The sequence below is a fragment of the Sphingobacterium sp. UBA865 genome (assembly GCF_002295765.1).
GTDB classification, from domain to species: Bacteria; Bacteroidota; Bacteroidia; order Sphingobacteriales; family Sphingobacteriaceae; genus Sphingobacterium; species Sphingobacterium multivorum.
The window spans coordinates 112,545-136,574 of the sequence record NZ_DBGB01000009.1 but is presented as its reverse complement, the minus strand read 5'-3'; the positions used below and the strand labels follow the sequence as shown (position 1 = coordinate 136,574).

At 37.6% G+C, this 24,030-nt stretch carries 23 protein-coding genes and 1 tRNA gene; 8 read left to right on the top strand and 16 right to left on the bottom strand.

Features of this window, described 5'->3' with window-relative positions:
- Positions 1 to 70 precede the first annotated feature (70 nt).
- A complete protein-coding gene (gene rpsJ, locus B2O97_RS03455; RefSeq protein ID WP_028070501.1) occupies positions 71 to 376 on the top strand; it encodes a 30S ribosomal protein S10 in 306 nt (101 codons plus the stop codon).
- Positions 377 to 589: 213 nt separating this feature from the next.
- Here the strand turns inward: rpsJ and B2O97_RS03450 are convergent, their stop codons facing one another.
- The 3 genes from B2O97_RS03450 to B2O97_RS03440 form a co-directional block, all read right to left on the bottom strand.
- Entirely contained in the window at positions 590 to 1,216 is a 627-nt protein-coding gene (locus B2O97_RS03450) for an outer membrane beta-barrel protein (RefSeq protein WP_070562975.1), read from the bottom strand.
- A 53-nt stretch (positions 1,217 to 1,269) separates the two neighbouring features.
- On the bottom strand, positions 1,270 to 2,406 hold the full coding sequence (locus B2O97_RS03445; protein ID WP_083295825.1) for an AI-2E family transporter: 1,137 nt from the start codon (positions 2,404 to 2,406) through the stop codon (positions 1,270 to 1,272).
- Between the two features lie 116 nt (positions 2,407 to 2,522).
- Positions 2,523 to 3,155, bottom strand: a complete 633-nt coding sequence (locus B2O97_RS03440; RefSeq protein ID WP_070562978.1) for a porin family protein — start codon at positions 3,153 to 3,155, stop codon at positions 2,523 to 2,525.
- Positions 3,156 to 3,604: 449 nt separating this feature from the next.
- On the opposite strand from B2O97_RS03440, the gene B2O97_RS03435 reads away from it, so the two are divergent.
- Both B2O97_RS03435 and B2O97_RS03430 read left to right on the top strand, forming a co-directional pair.
- Positions 3,605 to 3,675 (top strand) — tRNA-Cys (locus B2O97_RS03435).
- A gap of 33 nt (positions 3,676 to 3,708) precedes the next feature.
- Complete coding sequence (locus B2O97_RS03430; RefSeq protein WP_046671880.1) at positions 3,709 to 3,888, top strand: hypothetical protein; 180 nt, start codon at positions 3,709 to 3,711, stop codon at positions 3,886 to 3,888.
- A gap of 33 nt (positions 3,889 to 3,921) precedes the next feature.
- On the opposite strand, the gene B2O97_RS03425 is transcribed toward B2O97_RS03430, so the two are convergent.
- Together B2O97_RS03425 and B2O97_RS03420 are read right to left on the bottom strand one after the other, a co-directional pair.
- Positions 3,922 to 4,668, bottom strand: coding sequence for a copper homeostasis protein CutC (locus tag B2O97_RS03425; RefSeq protein ID WP_070562983.1), 747 nt, complete (start codon positions 4,666 to 4,668; stop codon positions 3,922 to 3,924).
- A 160-nt stretch (positions 4,669 to 4,828) separates the two neighbouring features.
- A complete protein-coding gene (locus tag B2O97_RS03420; RefSeq protein ID WP_286766933.1) occupies positions 4,829 to 5,812 on the bottom strand; it encodes a hypothetical protein in 984 nt (327 codons plus the stop codon).
- A gap of 285 nt (positions 5,813 to 6,097) precedes the next feature.
- Between B2O97_RS03420 and B2O97_RS03415 the strand changes: the two genes are divergently transcribed.
- Both B2O97_RS03415 and B2O97_RS03410 read left to right on the top strand, forming a co-directional pair.
- Positions 6,098 to 6,517, top strand: a complete 420-nt coding sequence (locus B2O97_RS03415; RefSeq protein ID WP_070562989.1) for a hypothetical protein — start codon at positions 6,098 to 6,100, stop codon at positions 6,515 to 6,517.
- Between the two features lie 45 nt (positions 6,518 to 6,562).
- Positions 6,563 to 6,856 (top strand): Smr/MutS family protein, encoded by a 294-nt coding sequence (locus B2O97_RS03410; RefSeq protein ID WP_070562992.1) that lies wholly within the window; start codon positions 6,563 to 6,565, stop codon positions 6,854 to 6,856.
- Between the two features lie 39 nt (positions 6,857 to 6,895).
- Here B2O97_RS03410 and B2O97_RS03405 read toward each other — a convergent pair whose 3' ends face one another.
- From B2O97_RS03405 to B2O97_RS03385, 5 genes are all read right to left on the bottom strand, one after another.
- A complete protein-coding gene (locus tag B2O97_RS03405; RefSeq protein WP_070562993.1) occupies positions 6,896 to 7,876 on the bottom strand; it encodes a 3-keto-disaccharide hydrolase in 981 nt (326 codons plus the stop codon).
- A gap of 64 nt (positions 7,877 to 7,940) precedes the next feature.
- Positions 7,941 to 9,710: a hypothetical protein gene (locus tag B2O97_RS03400; RefSeq protein ID WP_070562996.1), complete on the bottom strand. Its 1,770-nt coding sequence runs from the start codon at positions 9,708 to 9,710 to the stop codon at positions 7,941 to 7,943.
- A 45-nt stretch (positions 9,711 to 9,755) separates the two neighbouring features.
- On the bottom strand, positions 9,756 to 10,583 hold the full coding sequence (locus B2O97_RS03395) for a hypothetical protein (protein ID WP_139144920.1): 828 nt from the start codon (positions 10,581 to 10,583) through the stop codon (positions 9,756 to 9,758).
- 406 nt (positions 10,584 to 10,989) lie between these two features.
- Positions 10,990 to 11,640 (bottom strand): GIN domain-containing protein, encoded by a 651-nt coding sequence (locus tag B2O97_RS03390; RefSeq protein WP_070563002.1) that lies wholly within the window; start codon positions 11,638 to 11,640, stop codon positions 10,990 to 10,992.
- 10 nt (positions 11,641 to 11,650) lie between these two features.
- Complete coding sequence (locus tag B2O97_RS03385; protein ID WP_139144921.1) at positions 11,651 to 12,121, bottom strand: hypothetical protein; 471 nt, start codon at positions 12,119 to 12,121, stop codon at positions 11,651 to 11,653.
- A 166-nt stretch (positions 12,122 to 12,287) separates the two neighbouring features.
- Here B2O97_RS03385 and B2O97_RS03380 point away from each other — a divergent pair, with 166 nt between their 5' ends.
- Positions 12,288 to 12,701, top strand: coding sequence for a helix-turn-helix domain-containing protein (locus tag B2O97_RS03380; protein WP_070563006.1), 414 nt, complete (start codon positions 12,288 to 12,290; stop codon positions 12,699 to 12,701).
- Between the two features lie 6 nt (positions 12,702 to 12,707).
- Entirely contained in the window at positions 12,708 to 13,544 is an 837-nt protein-coding gene (locus B2O97_RS03375) for a DUF1835 domain-containing protein (RefSeq protein WP_070563009.1), read from the top strand.
- A gap of 271 nt (positions 13,545 to 13,815) precedes the next feature.
- Here B2O97_RS03375 and B2O97_RS03370 read toward each other — a convergent pair whose 3' ends face one another.
- Positions 13,816 to 15,135: an ATP-binding protein gene (locus tag B2O97_RS03370; RefSeq protein WP_070563014.1), complete on the bottom strand. Its 1,320-nt coding sequence runs from the start codon at positions 15,133 to 15,135 to the stop codon at positions 13,816 to 13,818.
- 121 nt (positions 15,136 to 15,256) lie between these two features.
- Positions 15,257 to 16,057 (bottom strand): type IV toxin-antitoxin system AbiEi family antitoxin domain-containing protein, encoded by an 801-nt coding sequence (locus B2O97_RS03365; protein WP_070563017.1) that lies wholly within the window; start codon positions 16,055 to 16,057, stop codon positions 15,257 to 15,259.
- A gap of 201 nt (positions 16,058 to 16,258) precedes the next feature.
- On the opposite strand from B2O97_RS03365, the gene B2O97_RS03360 reads away from it, so the two are divergent.
- Positions 16,259 to 19,228 carry a DEAD/DEAH box helicase gene (locus tag B2O97_RS03360; RefSeq protein ID WP_070563020.1) on the top strand — a complete coding sequence of 990 codons (2,970 nt, stop codon included), beginning with the start codon at positions 16,259 to 16,261 and terminating at the stop codon, positions 19,226 to 19,228.
- A 777-nt stretch (positions 19,229 to 20,005) separates the two neighbouring features.
- Here the strand turns inward: B2O97_RS03360 and B2O97_RS03355 are convergent.
- From B2O97_RS03355 to B2O97_RS03340, 4 genes are all read right to left on the bottom strand, one after another.
- Positions 20,006 to 21,316, bottom strand: coding sequence for an ATP-binding protein (locus B2O97_RS03355; RefSeq protein ID WP_115047445.1), 1,311 nt, complete (start codon positions 21,314 to 21,316; stop codon positions 20,006 to 20,008).
- Positions 21,317 to 21,651: 335 nt separating this feature from the next.
- The gene (locus B2O97_RS03350; RefSeq protein WP_115047447.1) at positions 21,652 to 22,440 is read right to left on the bottom strand and encodes an ABC transporter permease; all 789 of its coding nucleotides are present in this window, start codon (positions 22,438 to 22,440) and stop codon (positions 21,652 to 21,654) included.
- Positions 22,441 to 23,388, bottom strand: coding sequence for an ATP-binding cassette domain-containing protein (locus B2O97_RS03345; RefSeq protein WP_115047449.1), 948 nt, complete (start codon positions 23,386 to 23,388; stop codon positions 22,441 to 22,443).
- Positions 23,385 to 24,029, bottom strand: coding sequence for a hypothetical protein (locus B2O97_RS03340; RefSeq protein ID WP_115047451.1), 645 nt, complete (start codon positions 24,027 to 24,029; stop codon positions 23,385 to 23,387). The genes B2O97_RS03345 and B2O97_RS03340 overlap by 4 nt, the downstream gene beginning before the upstream one ends.
- Between the last annotated feature and the right edge of the window lies 1 nt (position 24,030).

Here is a 24,030-nt window from a genome sequence, read left to right as displayed (position 1 = left end):
TCAAAAATAAACCGACCGCTGGTTGTTAATAGCTCTAATCAGCGGTCATTTTTAAATAATATCATATACTATGAGCCAAAGAATCAGAATTAAATTGAAATCTTACGATTACAATTTGGTTGACAAATCAGCTGAAAAAATCGTAAAAACAGTAAAACCTACAGGTGCAGTTGTTAGTGGTCCTATTCCATTGCCTACTGAGAAAAAAATCTACACGGTATTACGTTCACCACACGTTAACAAAAAAGCACGTGAGCAATTCCAATTATGTGCTTACAAAAGATTGTTGGATATCTATTCATCAAACGCTAAAACTGTTGACGCATTGATGAAACTTGAATTACCTTCAGGTGTTGAAGTAGAAATCAAAGTGTGATAGATTTCAATCACTGAAAAAGAAAGGGCCTTTCGGAAGAAAAGCCCTTTTTTTGTGAATGTGTCTGATATTATTAGCCAGAAAGAAACCTTCAGTCGGCTTCCATTGCTGTTGCTGTCCGCGGAATGATGAAGGTTTTGTTTGCGCAAATATTCCTCATGAAACTAATAAATCCAAAACATGAGGTGAAAGACATTTTTCGACCAATTAAAATTATAGCTGATAACCAAGTCCGATTGAAAATACACGATTATAGGTACTAATCTTATCATCTAGCTTGATATCTAAAAGACCTAACCCATATCCGCCATGCACCGAAAAGCCATTTGTTAATTTAAATCCCGCTAAAAAATTTAATCCAGCATCATATTTCTTCATCTCATTGCTATTTTTTCTAGTCCCAAACTGAATTTCTTCTACAGTCCTAGAAAATTTCTCTTTCCCAGAGATTGCAACACTTGTATATGGTCCCCCAGCTAGAAAAAATTGTCCAAAATTATTTTGAGGAAAGTAATACATTAAGTTTAAAGGGACTTCAAGATATTGTACCTTACGCCAGCCATCCATCAAAATTTCACCATTTTGCGAACCTGTACTCATTTTGGATCCTGTCTGTTGAAGAGCCACACCAGGTTGCAAAGCAAAATTATTACGCAATGCAAGCTCTACATATGCTTCTACATGTAATCTTGTAATGGCAGGATAGGCCGAGCTTCCATAGCTTGAATATCTCACTTCCTTTGCAAAATTGGCTGCCGTACGAAGGCCGAAAGACATTTGAGCCTGAAGCCCGGTTGTCATTCCCACAATGGCAAATGTGGTTAATAATATTCTCTTCATATAATTACTTTTATTCGCTATGCTTGAGATAGCGGGCAAAAGTAATAAAAAAACTATTCGGCTTCTTTATCAATTTCAGTCGAAGGGGGAAGTTCATGGTGCAAGGTCGCGTACATATCATTGTAAACGTCATCCTTACTATCTTCTTCCCCTAAAAGAAATCCCCAAGGTTTTAACTCCTTAATGCGGTCCATTATAATTTTGACAATCGCCAAAATAGGAATCGCCAAAAACATACCGGAAATACCCCATACCATTTCGCCAATAATAATGGAGAGCATAGCAAACAGCGAATTAACTTTCACCTTAGAACCCACAATCTTAGGGACAATAAAGTTGCTGTCGATCATATGTATAATAATGAGGGCGATGATGACCAGGACGACATGGGTAAAAGAAGATGTTGCAAACGTCAGAATGGCAATGATGAGCATTGAGGAGAAAATACCAACATAAGGCAACACATTGAATACGCCAGTAATCAATGCCAAAAGCAGACTGTATTTTACCCCAATTAAAGAAAGGACAATAAAGACCAAAAGGGAAACCAAGCTCATTTGGATCAGTAGGCCAATAAGATATTTTTTGACGACATACTGAACCTGTTGAACGACGTCCAGGACAATAGGTCGGTCCTCTATACGGTTGACAAATAAAAGAAACTTGACAATATGTCCCCTATATATCAGTAAGAAGAATGTGTAAAGAAAGGTAAAGACAAACAGAATAAACATCGACGACAGGGAAACCAATGCAGTACCTAAAAATAAAGTTCCCGAATCAACGGATTTTGATGCTGTTTTATTAATAAAATCAATCTGATCTTTATGCTGTATTCCAAACTGCTGGCTCACCCAAGTCTGTAAATTGCCCACACCATCCATAATCTGTTGCTTAAAAGCCGGGAAATCTTCTTTAAGGAGTGTAAGCTGAGAAGCTAATAGAAAAAGTCCGTAACCTAACACACCGAAAAATAAAATAACGCTCAATATGCCAGCCAATGTCCTTGGGAACCGCAGCTTTCGCTCCAAAAAATTACTTAACGGAATCAGCAGCAGCGAAAACAACAAGCCCAAAATCATGGGAATAAGTATGGTATCTCCGATCTTTGCCAAATATCCCAATAAAAGTATACTGATCAATACACTGACAAGTTTAACATAAAAGGGTAAAGGAAGAAATCTTTTCATGCAGCAATCTTTTGAATAAAAATAACAATTTCGGTTGACTTAAGTTTAATCCAATAAAAAAGTCCCCACAAATGCAGGGACTCTTTCCTCATAATAAGTTTAAGTACTTATATTTCTTATAGTCCGAAACCGATACCCACAGACCAAACACGGTTTTTCGTTGAAAGGTTAGATACTGGAGATAAATTAGTTAAACCAAGTCCGTAACCAGCATTAATCTGAAAACCGTTTGATAATTGATAGCCTGCCAAGAAGTTTATACCGAAATCGGTACGTTTTAATTCATCACCATCTCCACTACCAAATTTTACATCCCATTCTCTTTTTACACTAGCATTATTTGAACTTGCCTCAAATTTATTTTTACCACTAAGTGCAAATCCCACGTAAGGGCCAGCTCCAATAAAGAAATTACCAGATCCTCCCGTAGGAAATTTAGCAACCGCATTTACAGGGATATCCAAAGACATTATACTTTGTTTTAACTCACCTGTAGCGTTATCAGAAGTTGCTGTATATTTACCACCTTTATTTTGCAAAGACAACCCCGGTTGGATGGAAAAGTTTGGAGAAATAGGTGCATCTAAATAACCCGTTACAAAAAAACCCGTGTTAGATTCAGAACTTCCATTTTCAAATGAATATTTAGGAATATTTACCCCCGCACGTAGTCCATATCCCAATCCACCTTGTGCAAAGGCTCCTAATGAACCAAATAAAATTGCTGCAGATAATAATAGTTTTTTCATGTTTCCTAATTTAATTTACTTTCTTCTTTTATCACTTAATCTCATAATTTCCTGTATGAGATTTATTACATTCCCATTTGCAATATCTATTCCAAAATCCATAAGCCTTTAATTTACAAAGTAAAACATCACAAAAAAGTATCTTTTCACGATTTAGCATTGTCCTTTAAAAGATACAGTGATTGGCGTATTATTTCAATCTGATGGCGAGCTGCAAGGGATTCGGTGTTTGATTTTACCGAGGAAAGTGCTTTATCAAAAACGTCTTGGTTATCCCAAGCTGAAAACCCTCCGGTATGTTGCTGCTGACTATCGCTCAAAGGATCACACAGCAAAATACCAGCTTGGTTTTCAGACCAATGCTTAAAAACATAAAAGTTTTATCATAAAGATTTTTTAATTCCAATTATAAGTTTTATTTTTGCAGACCTTCAAAAGGAAAAAAATAGGGTCGGATGGCCGAGTGGCTAGGCTGAGGTCTGCAAAACCTCCTACAGCGGTTCGAATCCGCTTCCGACCTCGTTTTATTTTAAACAATAAAAATATTATCAAAATGGGAGTTACACGTTTAAAAAGAAAAGATAGAAGAAATAAAACTGTTTCACGTGTTGAAGTTCAGTTTTTGAAATTAGGAACTAACGTAGAGTTAGGTTCTAGATCAAAAATGAAAGCTAGCAACCAAATCGTTAAAAACGATGCTATCTTAAATCAATTAGCTTCAGAAGCTAAGTAGTAAGAAGAATTTAATAGCCTTTAAAGTACTACTTTAAAGGCTTTTTAATAGGTCCACCATTTGGTGGACTTTTTCTTTTGAGCTAATCCACTGTGCCTCATCCATTCCATTGACCTGACTCTGGTTAAACCTCATCTTCGACACATGCAATTCTTTCGCTGAGCTATGTATTGCAACTGCACCAGTTTGCTCTAAAATATGAACTATATTAGCTGCATCGACACCTGCACCAGGCATAATTACAACACGGCCATTTGCTTGTTGAACCAACTGTTTGAGTAATGGAGCTCCAGCTAAAGCAGAATTTTGCAGACCAGATGTCAAAATACGATCTATCCCCAGTTCAATGACATCTTCCAATGCCTGAAAAGGATCTTCCACGCGATCAAAAGCACGATGAAAGGTAACATGCATCGGACGCGCTGCTTCCACCAATCGCAAAGTATTCACTTTATCCACCGTACCATCTGCGTTCAGCATACCTATTACAACACCATCTATCCCCAATTCCTTGCACAACTGAATATCTGCTATCATTTCTAAGATCTCGGTCTCTGTATAAAGAAAATCACCTCCACGTGGCCTGATAAGCACATGAATACCAATATTTACCAGTTTCCGCACTAATTGCAACTGACCAAACGAAGGTGTAGTCCCTCCGTTTTCCAAATTTTGACAAAACTCTACCCTGCTCGCACCTCCTTGTTCGGCTTCAATTGCAGATGCTACGGAATTTGAACAGATTTCTAGTTGGTAATTTCCAATTGCCTTTTCCTTCATTATATTATATCTTAAGCTATTTTTCGTTTACGCGAATAACGTAAAAAAAAAGGAAATAACCTACTCCCCTACTTATGGTCAAACTAGTATAAGCTTTAGAAAAGACTACAGTTAAAAAGATACTTTACCTTCATGGTAAATTTTGCTTCTAGACAAAGATCTACAACTTTAGCTTATAATGATGTAACTCTACTTTTTTCCACTTCCAATCTGGTCCTTTTGAGGTACTCATGCCACCTGACAGCTCCCTTGAAGAAGGAGGGTCTAAGAAACGCTCCCGTTTAATATAAGTTGGCAATTGGAAGCCAGGCGATGTATTTAGCGTTTCAAAACATTCCCGCGCGAGTTTCATGATGTCATTCCGATTTTCTGCATTGCTTTCAATTCGACTTCCTATATAAGATGTCGGACCATACAATTGCTCATAAATAGCAGAATCTTCAAAAGGTTTGAATTTCAGACGCATCATTATTTGTACCAATAGAGCATACAGATCATTGTCCGTTGGCGCCAGAACCAACTTATCCAACACCTTTGGTATCAACTCCCACATCATCAATTCAACCGCTAAATCTTTGGTATTCTCACCAATGAAATCGAGTGTAGGCCACATCTGGTCCATATATCGTACAACAGAATCTCTACTTCCATGCAAAGTAACCAACTGTCTATTGCTCCAATATTCCAGCGGTATGTCCCCTCGATAATAGACTCCAAATATGTATTGACCTTTCAAGCGCCCCAAGGAACCACAATTTTGCATCTCAAACTCAGGTGCAAGCATACAGTAACTAAACATATCACGCGTATTTAGCGTTTTAAATGTTTGTATCGAAAGAGAATTCCATAAAGCAGGATAACGTTCCCTATCCATACTATCCTCTCCTGACACCAATCTATACACGTAATAGTCTTTCAGTAATATTCGCAAGATTGCTTCACGACCACCTAGGGGATAATTTCTAGACTTAATCTTCCCCATTCTTCCGAGATACCTGGGCAACTGATCGTTTATAAATTTTGTAGAATCTTTCAGCTTATATTGGCCATGACACATGGGCAAGCTGCATACCAATAGCAATGCTAAAAAAAGGACATAGGACATCCTCTTCTTAAAGAAATCAACAAAACTAGATGCTAACATAGTTAATACATTTACACTGCATTGGCTGCAATACAGCATATTAAATATACTTAAAATTAAATAGTATTAAATAAATTAGGTTTCAAAAAAAATCTACGATTTGAAAACGGGACCAAAAACCAAAAAAACTCAGTTCCGTTTTAAGCTCAGTCTCTTCTTTTATATACAAAAATCATAACCGAATTTTAGAAATGTAAAACATTCGGCTGAACTATTTGTATATACCTTACATGCTTTTATTTAAATAACTAAAAACCAAGCGCATACATTTTTAAGTAAAATATCATGGCAATTATATCAAAAAACATGGAGACCCAAGAAAAGATCATCAGTACTTTTGAAGAGCTCCAAAAAGCTATATATGACCTGAAACATCAAATTGTTGAATTTGAATTGCTTTTTAATCAGGCTTGCAACAGACATATTGACTCCAATTTCCAAAAGGAATGGTTGCTGGACCGAATATCTTCACGTCATGATATGATTACACTTCGACATGATTCCATGCTGCTAATTCGGGATACTGTGTCTGCGTTCCGGGATTTCGACGGTTATTTTCTAGATCTCAAACAGCTACTCCAATCGATCGAGTTACTCATGCTCAACCATGCCGATGAGGAAGAGTATGAAATTGCAGCTATTATCAAAAAATGGTATGAAAAATTTGCCCAAGCGATTGATTTTGTTGGTGACTTAACCTATTAAGTCGCCGTTTTATTATACTTTTGCAGCATTGTAAAATATTGAGAAATGCGCAAACCACCAGCTATCGTAGACTTACACACCGATACTTTCCTTGAAGATTGGGAAGATTATTCGCCAGAGGAGCTCTTACAAGAATCCATGGATTTTATGCGATCTAATCTAGACGCAGCTATTTATTGGGAAATGAACGAAATAAAATTTATTCATGGCAAGGGAAAAGGAATGTTAAAAAAAATGGTTTTTGAAGAGTTGCAAGAGTACAAGGCTCATGGCTCCATTGAGCGCTATTACACCTCCTACCAGAATGAAGATATTGTAGTCGTTGTCATAGGGATTTAAAAAGGCTACCTTTTCAGATAGCCTTTGTATCATGTTATGCTATTTAATAGCTGGAGTAATAATCACTTTTCGGAATTCCACGGGACCATGATCCCCTTGGAAATAAATTGGTCCCGGCTCTGCCTCTTTACTATCCAAAGCACCGCCCGTTATACCAGGGATTTCTTGGTTACTGATAACAGTCTTTCCGTTTGCCACAACCGTCACTAGACGCCCTACCAATGTAATATCATAGGTCTGCCATTCTCCGGCCCCTTTGTTCACCATCTCATTTGCTGCAAGGAAACCATAGACGCCCGCAAAAAGTACGGCATTAGGATGTGCGTCTTTTGGACTATCTTCTATCTGAACCTCATAACGGCCTCTTAAATAGACACCACTATTACTTCCTGCTGGAATTTTAAATTCAACATGTAATTTAAAATCTTCAAATTTTTGCTCAGAGACCAAATTAGAACCAGATTGCGGGCTAGTCAAAATTCCGTTTTTCACCACCCACTGATTCGTTTTACCGGTAGCTTTCCATCCTGACAGATCCTTGCCGTTGAACAGCTGATTGGGCTTCCCCCATTTTACTGCAGCTGTTCGCTTCAGCTCCGGAGCACGAACACCTTTAAAGCGATATGTTTTCCCATCAGGCTCTGTTATTGTCCCTTGCAATACACCGTTTACAACCTCGCCTTCAACACTTAGATTCATCTTTCCGCCTTCCCATTGAGGTGGGATAGCAAATCTAAACTTTCCTTTCTCATAAAACACCTGCGAAACTGGCCGAGCACTTCCGGAAGTACTCACATAATGACCGACTAAAGTTCTATAGCCCGACAATTTTACCTCCAACCAAGATGGTGCAGGGGTACCATTAATATCAACTTCGATGTCCCATCGACCAATCAGCTCTTTGCCTTCTACGTCTTGTTGATAATGGATGGATTCTCCGATTGAATGTTTAGCAAAGGTTACTTGCGGTAATGCACAAGAGGCCAAAATTCCTAAAAGAAATGCCGCTTTTCTGTTCATATTATTTATGTTTATATTCTAATTGACAATAAATTTCAAGCAATTTAACTGTTTAACAGCGGGTTTACAAGGATATAATGTTAAAAAACAGAAAGAAAGCGAGAAACAAAAGACTTCGAACAAGCTTTATACATTCTTTAAGAAACCGCTCACATCGTTCGTCGTAACGATAAGCTTCATCCCTACCGACCATGGACCAACCCTGATATCGCGTATCTTTTACAGTTTGCGCAAATTCATCGAATAGCGATTTTTCTTCTTCGGTATTACGAGGAAAGATATCGTTTGGAAATTGCCATAAACTAGCACACAAACTGAACAAATGTTTTAGATTGTATTGGTATGGCGTATAGTCATAAAAATATTCTAGTAGCCCCAGACATGCTTGTTCAATAGCTTGATTATAAAGAAGCACTTTAATTTCAACCTCTTCGGATTGATCTATCGCTTTACCTCCATTGTAGAAACCACTTGCGTTATTTTCTCTTTGGTACCATTTTGTCTTCGCCTCTTTCATTTCGTCTTGAGTACGCTTTCCATTGTGTTCATGAAATTCCCACTTCAATAAATTGATCTCCATACCATAAAGCGGATCCACATATTGCAAAGACCGATGAAAGAATGGACTATTTTTGTCCAACTGTTTCTGTATTTGATCTCGAGTGAAAGAAAGGAATAAAACGGAAACTTCCAATTCTTTATTTATCGATGCTTGAATATTACCTATTGTTTCACGAATATCGTTTTCGCTAACAATTAACAAATCGAAGTAGTAATCATAAATGTCAGTATTTGAAGGTTTATTAATGCCATTGATGACAAATGATCTAGTTCGCTGACCAACTAGATAAATGCCTTGTATGTCAATTGTATTCTTCAAACAAGTAATAATCAATTCCAACTTCTTATCAGCAGCGCTTTTGTAGACATCATATTCTGGCATCATAGTATCGTTATTAGAAATGCTTCGTAGCGACTTTTCTTGACTTTCAACACGATCTTCTAATTTCTCTTTCGGATTATCGACCTCAAAAGAGTAGTTTTTAAAATTCGTCACGGAATCCTCAAACATCGTGTCTGTGATCTGCATGAAGTTTTCCATCCGTTCTTCCAGCTTCAGTAGAATATCAAGATCCACGTCAAAATCATCTTCATAGCGTGCCGCCCGATATACCCCCTCTAAAAATTGAAGCATAATTTCATCTTCTGGCTTGCCTTCTTTAAATATAGTGGCTAGTGACGGTGCTATTCTAACAAGATAACGATGGTGAGACCTGATGGAGTGCGTTGCGCGCTCCTTTCCCATGACCATAATCTCCATGCATCTATACCGCAACTCAAATACCTGATGCAGCATAAATCCTGCATGCGACAGCGAATCTCGTTCCTTGAAATAATAGTATCCTTCTTTAAACTCATTAATTTTATGATTTTCACGCGCAAATAATTCGTTTACCGACTCCAGAGTATTTTCGATGGAATGCCCTTCAGGGTATAGCTCGAATCTTGACGATGGATTTTGATAAATAAGTTTGTCTGGGTGACAGGTCATATGTAAATATAAGTTCCCATCAATAAGCTTACTTTTTACCTGAAACGCTATCAAAGTGACATGATGAAACTTCGGGAAATCCTTTAAGGACATTCTAATCTGTGGATCTAGTTCGCCGACAGATTTATGCTCCTTGTTAGATAATAGAATAACCAACTCGTAGAAAGGAACATCAACCGCATAGTAAGTGTTCAGGAATATCCGATCGATATTGTATTTGCTCGCTAGAATCAGAATGATGCTATTTAAATCAGTCTGATCATTTTTATTTGTAATTCCCATAACTTATAAAGGTTCGGTTTCATTTTCAACTTTTAGTAATTCTGTCTACTTGTCATGATCGAATATTGGCGGATTGCATATACCTTCCTTCTTGGTTCTACGTTTTCGCAGATCCAAAACGATGAGGGTTAGCACATCCAAAACTTTCAGTAGCCGTTCTCTTGTGATAATTTGCTCTTTGTTCAAATCTGTATATTTTTCGGAATATTTATCCTCTAGATAAGTCATCATCCTACATTCAACCCTGTATATTTCGTCACGTACATCAACGCCATAAAATAATTTCGACAAAGTCTTTGGAATGTTTCTTTTTCCTTTCTTGCTTAAGCTCTTCGGCTTCCAAGTTGCTATATCGGCTTCTGGAATAGGACAGCGCAAAAAGTCTATTTTGTCAGGGTCAAGCCAGTTTTCAGGAAAATAATCTGTTTGTAAAAACATCCATCCGGCTTGGAGCAACCACCTTAAAACATATCGCAGGTCACGAGAAGTCAATACTATGGCACCTCTTTCACAAGAACATGTGGGATATAAATACAAAATACTTTGTCTAATGTTACTGTAACTTTGTTCATAGAAAACCTCACCAGTCATTTCGAAAGGGTTTGCACTTTGATAGCCATTTATATAATCCGATCCTAAATAATCAACTATTAAGTGTTTGTTTGGTGGTGGATAACTAATCGCTGCCCAGTGGTAAGCGACATAACAAGCTTCACGTAGTTTTAAGAGTTGTTCGTAAGTTTTTAAAGATGCGTATTCGCCACAACTTTCGAAGATGGATTCCTTCTCATTTATACATCTTTTCCAATCATCTAATAAGTTCAGCCAAGAAGACAGATCCATTTCGGAGAAAAAATTCTCAAATGCGATCACAAAATTTTGAATCTCTTCTCGTGTTAGCTGAGTGAAATTATAATCGAAATGCGCTACATGATGATTGAGCTTTTCGTCTTCGCGAGGTCGATATTTTTCTAAACAGCGATAAGGATTTGGTAGCTATTGGATATCTATCCAATCCTCTTCATACTTTAATCGCTTTTTATGATGCAAAAAATAATGACATCCCTTAACCATTAAGACGATGTTATCTAAACGATCAATTATATATTCTTTTTTTGTTTCTTCTGTATTGTTTTGAGATGTGAGAATAACAAGGATGTCCCATAGCTTTTTCTTGAAAGATTCATAAGTGCCATATTGAATGGATTCAAGTATTCCTCCTTCAATTAGATACCATCGAATGTCCCACTCATCTTCCGGATTTTTATATAAGCATTATTCATAACCGACAATTTTTAATTTTTATTTTATCACCGACATTGATTTGTCTTAATGCACAGCCTTCATCTAACTGCAATATTTTCATTCTCGGATTACCCCTGTACTCCATACTGCTTTGTCCGTACAGTCCAAATTCAAGCTCATCTTCAAACCATATCGATACGTTGGCCGCGTCGTGGGCATGCACATTTCCTCCCGAAGCTTCCAGTTCTGATCCATCATAGACACTTATTTGATGCACCAAAACATACGAGATGATTGTTTCGCCGGAGATTTTTGCATACCCATTTTTTATCACGGTACAGTCGATTAAAAAAGCATCTACAGATATATTTATGCACCCTTCTCTGACGATCATGCCTAACTTCTGTAATTTGAGCGTTCCATCAGACTCTACAAAACACCTATCCAGCATCTGCAATCCTGTCAATGTTTTATAGGTAATTGTTATCTGCGGATAATAATCATGTAGCAGCAGGTAACCGTAATATTCAGGCTTTGTGTATACGACTAATTGATCGTTGAGGATAGCTGTATTTACCCAATTCGCCTTTTCTCCGCTTTCGTTGATAGAGAAAGATGGTTGTTCGCCATGTGCAAGTATAACCTTACAACGGGTTTGTATAATTAAGGCGTTAAAATCATTCATGATTTTTTAGTTAGTATTCTTGAAGTACAGAAATATCACCCGTGTGTCTATTCTTTTCAAACCAGCGTTTAAACCAGTGCTGCTTATACATATGATTATTTTTCCAAAATAGCTTCTTATCCTCGTGATCCATCCCGTCTATGGTTTCATAAATTTCTCGTTCAGCCTTTAATTCATCAAACATCTGCTTGACCTGATTTTTAGCATACAGAGGCTGGCCATACTTGCAGTTGATAAAGAACTTATTTGCTGCTTTTCGTTGTTTAGGTGTAGCTGAATTATGATGGGAATAACTTAACATCCACATAAAATCGGTTAACAGTTTCTCGACCTTGACATCCAGTATGGCACACAACATTCTGAGATTTGATGGAATATCCAATTTTATCTCTCTGACTTTACTGGAATACATTTCATCGATTTCAGCATACTTGTGATACATGTCCACGGTTACAACCTTGGGATTCTTTTTCTTCTTCATCAATTTATTTGGGTTTACACAAATGAACACAGCATCATCCACGTACCGAACCAAAACAGCTTGTATAAAACCAATAGCCCTTGTATCGTACAACGCTATCCTTGTTTTGTACCATATGAAGATATTTCGTATCTTGAACGATGAATAATTTGTTAACTTTGGATTTATGAGTACAACCAACACGACAAACCATATAGGAAGAAAAATCAGCCGCATTCGTGAACTGCGTGGTATGAAGCAGGAAGCTTTAGCATTCGAATTGGGTATAAGCCAACAAGCTGTATCAAATATGGAGCGCAATGCCGAGATTGAAGCAAATCTATTGATTCAAGTTGCTGAAGCATTAGGGGTTACTCCACAAGCTATTGAGAATTTTAGTGAAGAGGCTGTGTTCAACTATTTCAATAATTTCCATGATAATAGTGGTGCTGGCGCATATAGCACCAGTCCAACATTTACCTTTAACCCTGCTGACAAACTGATCGAAGCTTACGAGGAAAACAAAAAGCTTTACGAGCGCCTTTTGGAAGCCGAAAAATCTAAGGTGGAGTATTTGGAGAGGTTGTTGAAGGATAAGTAGGTATTCATGTCTAAAAAGGATCTGCACATCACTTTTGGTTTCTCCGGAAATGCTACACTCATTCAGAGCAAATTAATCGATGTAGAGAAAGGTGAAATTTTAGGTTTTACCGAAGCACTTAGTCTCGGACCTCTATGTGATTTGGGCGATGCGGAAGCTATTGAGAGCAGGAAGGCATGGTGGACTAACGTTTTTGGTTCTATCCAGTCTGAGGGGAGCAATAATTTTGTAGATGACAATCTAGCGCTTTTGAAAAAGGTAATCTCTTCTTCCGATCGGTATCGCCATATTTACTTATGGCTTGGTGACGATGCCAACGAAAAGATCATTATAGCACGTTTACTCTCCCACTTGAAAGAATCTTCGACACCTATTCATAAACTCAATTTCCATCATATGAATTTTAGGAACGAGAAAGGAGAAAAGCTAAATCTCCGTTCCTTACAGGTGATGCGAGAAGACAATATTGTGGAGGCTGCTAAACACTTTGAAAAGTTAAGTGAAGATGATATTCAATCCTATTCATCACTTTGGTCGCATATTCGTTCGAATGATGCAGTAGTTAATCTATTTGATGATTCAGGGAAACATTTAGCTGGCGATGAGACATTTTTTGATGCATATCTTTTGAAAAGGTGCAACGAGACACCTCAAAGGTCGGCATTGATTGTTGGCTATACACTTTGTGATATATGGGATGAATTCTATGATAGTTCCGTAGGCGATCTTTTTCTCTTTTATCGATTGAAAGAATTGGCAGATATGGGCAAGATCGAGATTTCCAATCCACATGAAGATCCTGAACGAGCGAAGATAGTATTTGATGTTAGGAAGAAAGATTAACTCTTTGATAGTAAGCTTTTAGTCTTTTTCTCCAATCTTTTAGATCCGGATTTGATTCCGCGTTCTTGTTTAAACTGCGAAGCGTAGCCGTAGCGGACATCTAACATTTTCTGAGGTTTTAGGTGCAATCATTACACTATTGTTTTATCGGCAAACCATGGGTTCAACAGTAATGCTGGTACAAACTAGTGAAAATTTTCTCTATATTGCTTTTACTTTACTATTCTCAAAAGCCCCAGTTTGACGCAATTGACGCAATTCATGACGCAATTCAATTTAAGGTATAATAAGCTCCTGCACCTTTAATTCCACTAGATTTAAATAATTTTTTATCAATCAACTCCTTGATATCTCGAGTAGATGTTTCTCTAGAAACACCTGCCAATTTCTGATAATCACTATTCGTAATCTTTCCTTTGTTCTTTGTAAATAAAACAGCCTTCACCTGTCGGCTATTCAAACCAAGCGATTCAAGATACTCCGTATTATAAATATCCTTCTTAAATACAACCCAGAAATCTGATCCCTCAACCAAGTAACTTGGCTCAGGCAATCCTTCAGCCAAACACTGCTCTGTCATCTTACTAATGCCACGGCCCCAGGATTCCACATAGCCACTACGAAAAAATGCATTTGCTATATCAGGATTATAGGGCCTCGAAGAATGACTCTTTAATAAGTTACTCACGGTCCAATTTTCCGGAAGATGTCCCTCATTCCAGATCATAAGCTTATCAGGGTATACACGAATCTGAATAGGAGTTAATCCCGAATAATCTTTATGAGCGATGGCGTTTAATAAAGCCTCACGTACAGCTTCTTTAGGATATTCATAAGTTTCATTACGATGGATCCCATCATAGCTAATTAGCGCTTTGATATACTTCGTAAATAAAAGATCGATGGTCCTTTCAACCTGTTCAAATAAGTTCCCATGAACCTCATCCTGAAATATCAAATCCGTTTCCCCTTCAAAATAACCAATCTTCACATAAGCTCCCGTCATATACTTTTCCGGATCAGGATGAAACAACAAAATAGCAGCTCGTTTCAAATAACCATTCTCAATCAACTTCAAGTTTTCAAGTAAATGCTCGTCACGGTCAATCAAACTGTCTTCAGACAAACGCTTATTCTTAAAACCACGTTGACGAAAAAAAACAAACGTTTCTTTCTTTAGATCATCAACGGATACTCGAGGAACAGCAGCTCCATCCCAACGAACACCTTTCTTTTGTAATAAAAACTTATCCAACGTAGCACCTTTCATTTCCTGTTTTGTGCTACCGCTTCGATAGTGATATTGACCTTTATAATTTACAGCATTAGGATAAGGCTCCACAATAATCTCTAAGAAATCCCCTTCAACAGTCTCATGCAGATTTACATCAACCAAAATACCCAATACATCACGCACCTTGTTCGGAATATCCTCCAACAATTTCTTAGCATCAGCTACACCAACAGTCTTGCCGCCATCATCCTTACCAATGAAAATAGTACCACCATTTGCATTTGCGAAGCCACATATCCATTTGAGATATTCATCCCTCCAGCTCTGCTTGTATTCAATATTTTGAGATTCTGCCATAATGCCTTTATGAAATTGACTCCTTAGTCAATAGCTCTTTCTGATTCAGTAACTTTTCGATGGTACTTCTGGACACTTCATTTTCCAAAGCTTTTTCTGCTATTTCCTTTTTCAGTATCATCTAGTATTGTTTATTGGATATGTCTAACAATTCCTCCCGGCTGATATTCAATCGCAATCGCCATTCTGCGACAAATTCACCTTCTTCCAATCCCTGGGGATCAAACAAATTATATTTATTTTTTACCTGCATCTTGGCAAAATCTATAAAAGGATCCATGCCTGTAATTTGTAGAAGTTCAACCAAATAGCCAATTCGTTTGGTAACCGCTATATTATTCACAGCCTTGCAATACTCGACTAATTTAGTGGGTTGCATTTGCGCTTGACTAACTGCTCGAATCAGTTCCGCATAGCCACCAGAATGTTGAGGTAGGTCAAAGCAATCGACTATTGTTTTCTCTACATCGGTTATCGGATAATGAAGGTTACCGTAACCATTGTCTATTATTCCTGTTTTTTTATTAGGTGCTATCCTAACGAATTTATAAGAAGTACCTAAGATTGACTTGTCGTTTTTCTGATTAGTCGTCTGAATAAAAACGGTATTAGAAAATTGTTCGGTCAATCCGTGCAAATTTAATGCAGACCAATACGCGACAGCACTATTTTCAGCGACGAAAGTACCGATGACATATTCGTCCCGAAAACCTTGTTTGCAAAATTTACCTTTTTCCATTCGCACAAGTAGTTCCTTGTCGACTAGATTCTCTAAGATTTCACTTAAGTTGTCAAACTTTTGTTCTAGCAACTGTTCAATTTCTGAGAATTTGAACAACTGTACTTCATAGTCATCCAGCAACTTTAAGAACCCAAGTTGGGGCTTCGTAAGATGTTCTGATATATAAACGCTGTCTGCCATATTACCTTTTGTGTTACGATAAGACCTAAAAAATGGGTCTTATCGTAACACGATTGGTAAAGATAAGTAACAATTATTCAAAAAACAACGCTTGATATCAAATCTCAATAGTCACTTTGAATAAACGAAAGTGTTCCAGATTATTAATATTTTTAAGATGTATATTCTAATTCACTTATCTTAATACCAAAATAAAAACAAGTGGAATTCACTAACGAGGACATAATCTATCTTCTCAACCTTTTTAGAGGTCGCGAAGACGTATTTGCTTTACGCTGGGAGAAGGGAAGTAAAGGCGGGTACATGCCGGCCTATAGCTATGACCCATACCATTATCGACTACATAAAGCTAATGGCGGTACTTTTCAAAGCTATGCCCACAAAAGCTACCTGCCATTGTCAGAAATAGAAATTACGAAACATCTTAACGGCCTTCAGCAGATCGGAATTTACCCACTGTTGCAAGATAACACTTCTTGGTTTTTAGTAGCTGATTTCGATAAATCCGATTGGCAACAACAGGCTTTGAAATTTCTCGAATCATGTACCGCTAAAAATATCCCTGCTTATCTTGAACGGTCCCGTTCCGGCAATGGCGCACATGTCTGGATTTTCTTTGAAAGCCCTTATCCAGCAGCCAAAAGTCGTAAGTTATTTATACATATCTTAGAAGGATGCGGTGCATTCTCGCCATTTGATAAAAGCTCCAGCTTTGACCGTTTGTTTCCAAATCAAGATTACCTGTCTGGCAAAGGTTTAGGAAATCTAATTGCAATGCCCTTATTTTCACCTGCTGTACAGAATGGCAACAGTTCCTTTATCGATCCCAAAACGATAGATCCATTTCCTGATCAAATTGCATATTTAAAAGAAATTAAAAGAGTGAGTTTGGATTACCTAGAGGAGCTGTTCAATCAAACAAGAGGAAGTAAAGAAAGCTATGTACCCGTTGTTGATGGAAAACTTAAAATCGCCCTGAGCAATTCGATCCGTATAAATAGTCACGCTATACCATTTGTACTCATCAATTTTTTGAAGGAGCAACTTAATTTTGCTAATTCAGCCTTTATCATCAAGAAAAAGTCAGGGAGAAGCACTTTCGACACGCCAAGATTTTTTAAATTAATTGAAGAAACGGAAAATGAAATCCTCATCCCAAGAGGGTTTATTGGGAAAATACTGCGATTCTGCAGAGAAACACAGGTAGCACATGACTTTGTTGATAATAGACACGAACTCCCGGCAATCCAATTCTCTTTTAATGCCGCATTGCGAAAGCATCAGACCAATGCTGTCGCCGCAGTAGAAAAAAAGGATTTCGGTGTGATCGTTGCTCCACCAGGAACAGGAAAAACTGTTATTGGCTTGAAGATTATTGCAGACAAACAACAACCTGCACTTATTGTCGTGCATCGTAAACAGCTGTTAGATCAATGGATAGAACGTATCGAATCATTCCTAGGGATACCGAAGAAAGAAATTGGGATTATAGGCCAGGGAAAAGCAAAATTGGGTGCTGATAAAATAACCGTTGCAACGATACAAAGTCTTCCAAAACATATTGAAACAATTCAGGACAAATTTGGCGCGATCTTAATCGACGAGTGTCATCATATTCCGGCGGAATCTTATCGTACCACCGTCGGAAAACTAAACAGTGTTTATTGCTACGGTCTCACAGCGACTCCTTTTCGGAAATATAATGATGATAAATTGATCTTCACCTATCTCGGTGATATCATTACAGAAATCCGACCAGAGGAAATTGAAGATTACAAAAGGGCAAATATCATCGTACGGAATACCACACTCCATGTTCCCTATAATTCTAAAACCGACAGTTTCGAAACACTTTCCCAAATTCTAATTCATGATACAGCAAGAAACCGATTAATAGTAAACGATGTATCCGCCGAGCTAAACCAAGGAAAAAAGGCAGTTATAATTACCGAAAGAAAAGAACATATCGAGACGCTGAATCTATTGCTAAAATCAAATTATGAAACCATAACGCTCAGCGGAGATGATTCAGACAGCAGTAAGAAAGCGAAATGGAAAACATTATCAGAAGGGAATTTTCAAGTACTAATTACGACAGGTCAGTATTTTGGCGAAGGTTCGGATATTCAGCATATCAGCACACTACTTTTGGCCTATCCCTTTGCTTTCCATGGAAAATTGATTCAATACATCGGTCGGGTGCAGCGATCCGAGATCAATCCAACTATATACGACTATCGGGATGTACAGATCGATTATCTAGACAAGATGTTTCTAAAACGGAATATCTATTATCGTAAAATCACCAAACAAGCTACACTTTTTGATGAACCAACGATGGATTACCAGTCTCAAATAGGTCATTTATTTACCTTAGAAAAAAGTACCAAGATACCCATTGAGGATCTATCGTTTCATTATGGCCATGTGGTCTTCACTTATAAAGTAGAAGAGATGCATACGGTTTTGGAATTTCAAATCGAAAATTTGGAGATTAGGCCTGAGTTTGAGGTATTAAAACCTTACTTTATCAAGATACTGAAATCTAAAAACATCAACGTTCAGTTAAACGCTGAATTTGAATACGGAAAACTGGTCGCGCAAATCGCTACTTCCGATGATATAGAACGAATAAATAAAGAAATTGTAGAAGGTGTGAAATTCCAGTTTCTGAACAAGGGACTATTAGGCAAGCTACCTTTGCAAAAACAAAATATTTTGACTTCAGATCAGTTACAGAATGGCGATACTGTATATCAAAACGCCGAAGAGTTACTTTCTGAAATCCTTAATTTACGAAAATACAAACACTCTCGTCAAGTTCAATTCTTAGCCGATCACCACCAGAGCAGTATTATGAAGATTAGATTCGTGCTTAGTCCCTTTGCATTTGTATTTCTTCTATCCGGAGAGAGCCAGTACCACATCATCCTTGAAACCTTAGATACGGAGGAGGCGACTTATATCTGGCACACAGATAAAAATAAAACCGTCTTGAAAGACGCTGTTGCGATGATAGATAAAGATCTGCAGATTATTCGTGAAAAAGGTAGACAGGCTTTCTTAGAAAACCATACTCCCGAAAGATTTAATCGCATCCTTCATGACTACAGCGATCCAGAAAGAGGTTTTATCCTCTGGAAAGCATTTTTGGAAGAAACCCTTCGCTGAGAAAAATAAGTTTAAGGTTTAGGTCAGCACCGTGTGCTATTGGTGGATATTTAAGTACGTGTATCATGAATCCCACTTTTCTTAACTTTACAAGCTTTAAAAAACAAGGGAAATTTGTCCGAAATATATCCAAAAATAGAAAAAGCCACTGATTACCAGTGGATTTTATCGGGGTGGCAGGATTGACTCAGCCGCACTTTCCCCAAACACCCCCCCTGAGCCTCCTACGGATCGAACCTACTAATATCTTAAAAGGTCGTACGTTCGCACCCTGCCCTGAAACAAAAAAAGCCCTAACTTTCGTTAGAGCTTTTCTAGTCGGGGTGGCAGGATTTTCCACCACTCTCCTAAATCGTTGATTATATTATTGTTAGCAAGTGACCTGTCAAGAGAGGTAACCGAATAGGTCTCATTTAATGTATCCTACTTTGTAGGCTTTTGAGTTCTCTTGACAGAACCTTTTCCAATCAGTCAATTTACTTTGTTACCATAAAGATACGAAACTCCCCCGATAATAACAATCCTTTTTCTATAGAATTAGGTCGCCAAACCAATCCCGTAAACAGCCAAAAGCGAGAACAGTGCAGGACAAGAGCGGAGGGGTTTCGCAAGCCACTAATGAGCGAGGGGAAAACACTTGGCTTCATTCTGGCTTTATCATGACGCTATTGGCGTTATTAATGGAGACCCTGATTTAACATATTGTTAATACAGCGGAGTTATCCGACATATTTCCGACATTTCCGACATTTATCCGCTAGATTCACGACATAATCGTCAAATAACCAATTCGTAATAAGCTCCTTTTTTCTCCCCAACCCGTCTAAGCACTCCCAATGTAATAAGAGTTTCTATATCTCGTAATGCCGTTCTGTCGGTAGTATCATTCAATTCTTGATACTCTTTATTCGTAATCTTCCCTTTCTCTTTCACATACTCAACGGCTTTTAATTGACGGTCATTCAAGCCAAGTTTAGCAAGTTGTTCTGCTGTCAAACTATTTTTGAAAAGCGTTACCGAAAATCCGCCCTCTTGTTCAATAAGTTCAGGTTCGGGTAAATTTGCCTGTTTACAGGTTTCAATAATGCGAATTGTTCCACTTCCCCAACTGTCAATCAGCCCGCCTTTGAAACAAACATCGGCAATTAGCGGATTACGGGGATTTGAACGGTGTGGCTTTTTTAAAATTTCGGAATTTATTCCTACGGGCAAAGTTCCGTCATTCCAAATATTGATACTGTCGTCATAAATACGAATTTGAGTCATTGAACCCATATAGTTGCGATGTATCAAGGCGTTCAACAGCATTTCACGAATGGCAGGTGCAGGATATTCGCCTGTTTCTATGCGGTACAAACCCTCAAAATGAATTTTCTTGGTAAAATATTTGAAATTTAACAAATTAGAAACTTCACGCAACAACGTAACCAAATTCCCCTCGACTACATCGTGAAACAAAATATCATTCCCTTTGAAATAGCCGACTTTTACAAATGTATTTGGATAAAATCTTGCAGGATTTTTTCCGAACAAAATGATTGAAGCACGTTTCAGTTGTCCATTTTCGGTTAGCAATAATTTATCAAATGCCTGTTCTATTGTTAAGCCGTCAGTTTCGGGCATTCGTCCTTTTTCGTTCGACATTCGCAAAAATGCAAAAAAGGTATTTTCATCAATATCGTCAAATGTTGCTCGTGGTTCAATCACATCATCCCACGTTTTGCCGGATTTCTTCAACAGAAATTCATTTAGGGCGTTGCCCGTCAATTCTTGTTTGGTGCTTCCGCTACGGTAATAATACCGACCACGCCATGAGATAGGAACGGAATAAGGGTGCGTAATAATCTCAATAAAATGATTCCCCGTTTGCTCGTGTAAATTAACCTCAACGGTTATCCCCATTGCATTACGTATCTTGTTGGGAATATCGTCCATCAGCTTTTTATAGTCTTTCAATCCCACAACATTCCCGTTATCGTCTTTCCCGATATAAATCACCCCACCTTGTGCATTTGCAAAACCGCAAACCCACTTAAGATATTCATCGTGCCAACTCTCTTTATACTCTATGTTCTGCTGCTCCGGCATATATACTGCTGTTTAAAATTACACCAAAAATAACCATATTTATTTTCAATGGCTAACTATTCTATGAGATACAGTTTTTTGTTGTGGCTTACCGCTAATCCAAACGTTCTGCAAATCACAAGCGACAACAATCAGCTACAAACTTTATCAGCTGGCGAAAGAAAGGAAAACCTTGTATGGCACATCAGTTATTCACCGTAAACAGCCAAAGCGAGAACAGCCACGGCCATAAGCGGTGGGGTTTCGCAGTCCGAAAATAAGAGTTGGGTAATTATTCCGGTTAATTCTTCTAAGCCTTACAATTTTTTGTTTTATATCTTTTCTTTTTTAGACGCTCAATTATCTTTAAAGTCCGTTTTAAAATAACGATAACTTAAAATGGTAAATATGACAAAATATGCAATGCTGAATATTTCGTGTTGGGGAAAGATGCCAAACATTTTAGATGACACCCAATTTGGTGGGTTTATCGTTGAGTAATTATATGCATATGGGAAATAAATTATTTGTTCAGCTCTTCCCTGATACAATGCTACCCATATTATTCCACCTAAAACCGCAATAGCTATTGGGATTATCATGTTTTTAAAGCGTAAGCTCAACCAAAAATGTATACCGACTATTCCAAGTGATGCAATAAATGAATGGAAACATAAGTTTATCATCGACACATAGTCAGGTGTATTTTTTGTCAACTGTAATGCTGGTTTTATCATTCCGACAAAAAAACCACACCCCACCCAAAATGGAACGTACAGCATATAGAAGAAAACAATAAAAATAAGCAGCGTTATGAGTTTATTGAAATAAATAGTGCCCTTAGAAATAGGCAATGTGAAAATGTGTTTCCATGTATTGCTTTTGTGTTCAATATTAAGAAACAGGCTTATTAATAGTACAACAAAAAATGGTGTATACAAAAACCCCATTCCTCTCCATGACATTTCAGTAAAATCATCCCATGGATTCTTCCCTTGTTCGGGTATCAACTGCTCCCATTTGATTAAAAAACCAAATGAGACAAAAAGCGGTATAAATGCTGCCCCGAGAATTACCAACCAAGAAACAAATGTATTTTTCGATTTTATAAATTCAGTACTTATTCCCTTTAATACGTTCTTCATTTAATTTCCAGTTATTTTTAGAAAGATTTCTTCGAGGTTACTATTTTCTATCTGCATCCTAAAAATATCAATGTTGTTTCCAACCAACAATCTGCATACATCAGCAATTTGCTCTTTGCTTTGATATGGAAGCTGTATTTGCAAATTTTCCGAAAATACAGGGACATAAAGATTAGAAAGGACATCAAAGGATTTTTCATTATTACTCGTCTGGATATGGATAATCGCCGATTTTTTTTGAAGTTCTTTAACATCATTGTACTTGCCTTGGAAAACTAACTTTCCTTTACTCAGAACGCCTAAATGTGTAACTATTTTTTCAATTTCAGATAGTAAATGGCTTGACAGAAAAATGGTGGTTCCATTTTCTTTGTTTAGTTTTAGAAGTAATTCCCTGATTTCAATGATTCCATTTGGATCTAAACCATTTACCGGTTCATCTAAAATCAGTAATTCAGGTTCGGAAAGCAACGCTACGGCAAGCCCTAACCGTTGTTTCATTCCCAAAGAATATTCCTTTACTTTTTTTTGAGCTGCTGATTTTAAACCCACTATTTTAAGTGTCTCATCAACTCGACTTTTGCTTATGCTCCTGACCTTCCGTGTAATTTCCAAATTATCAAAACCAGAAAGATGGTCATATAGTGAAGGTTGCTCAATTAATGCCCCAATTTTTGATAGGATTTCAATTCTATTGTCTTTGAGATTTTGTCCGAATAACTGAATATTATTTTTTAGGTTTGGTAAAAGTCCCAAAAGTAACCGAATAGTTGTAGTTTTTCCTGAGCCGTTTGGCCCCAAGAATCCATAAATAGAACCTTTCTCAACGTTAAGGTTTATATTCTTTAAAACATCGTCTCCATTGTTAAAAGCGAAGGTTAGGTCGTTTGTTTCAATTAGTGCCACTGTGTTGATTTGTTGCAAATGATATTTTGCAAAAGTATTCATTTTAAATCATTATCGCCCTGCTTTTTTAGTCTTTTTATCATTTCATTCGCCCGTTCTGCCTGCTCGGTGGACTGCTTTGCATTTTCTTCGGCTTTCCTAATCGCAAGTAATCTTTCTTCCTCCTGCTTCACCCATAGCTTAAGTTCTTTGGGATTGCTATTGTAGATAGAATCAACATCCAACGATACATCGGGATAAAACAACCTTACCATGCGGGTTTTAATATCGCTGTCCTGCAATTCCGAGTTTGACCGCCAAAGCTGAAAGCTGACGAAAAGAGAAAAAACAGATACAACCACAACAATTGCCCCCGTAATGATATATGGTCGTTGTCGCCCTGTAATACGATGCTCCACATTTACCTTTATACGGTTTGGCATTTCACTTATTGCTTTCCTCTGTTCCTCCAAAGCGGTGACAAGGCTATCGGTTGCCTTAGCGTGCTTTAGGATGGATGCTTTCATACCGACAAGCGTTTCCTCTGTTATTTTATTGTCCAACTTCTTGCCTATATCCGCCAATTCTGCCGAATAATCCTTGCTTTCGGGTTTATCTTCTTCCATTTTTTTCAAGCGTTTACCCACTTGCACCAATGCTTCCTGTGTGTCTTTCAGTATGACCAATAATTCCTGTTCGTTCATT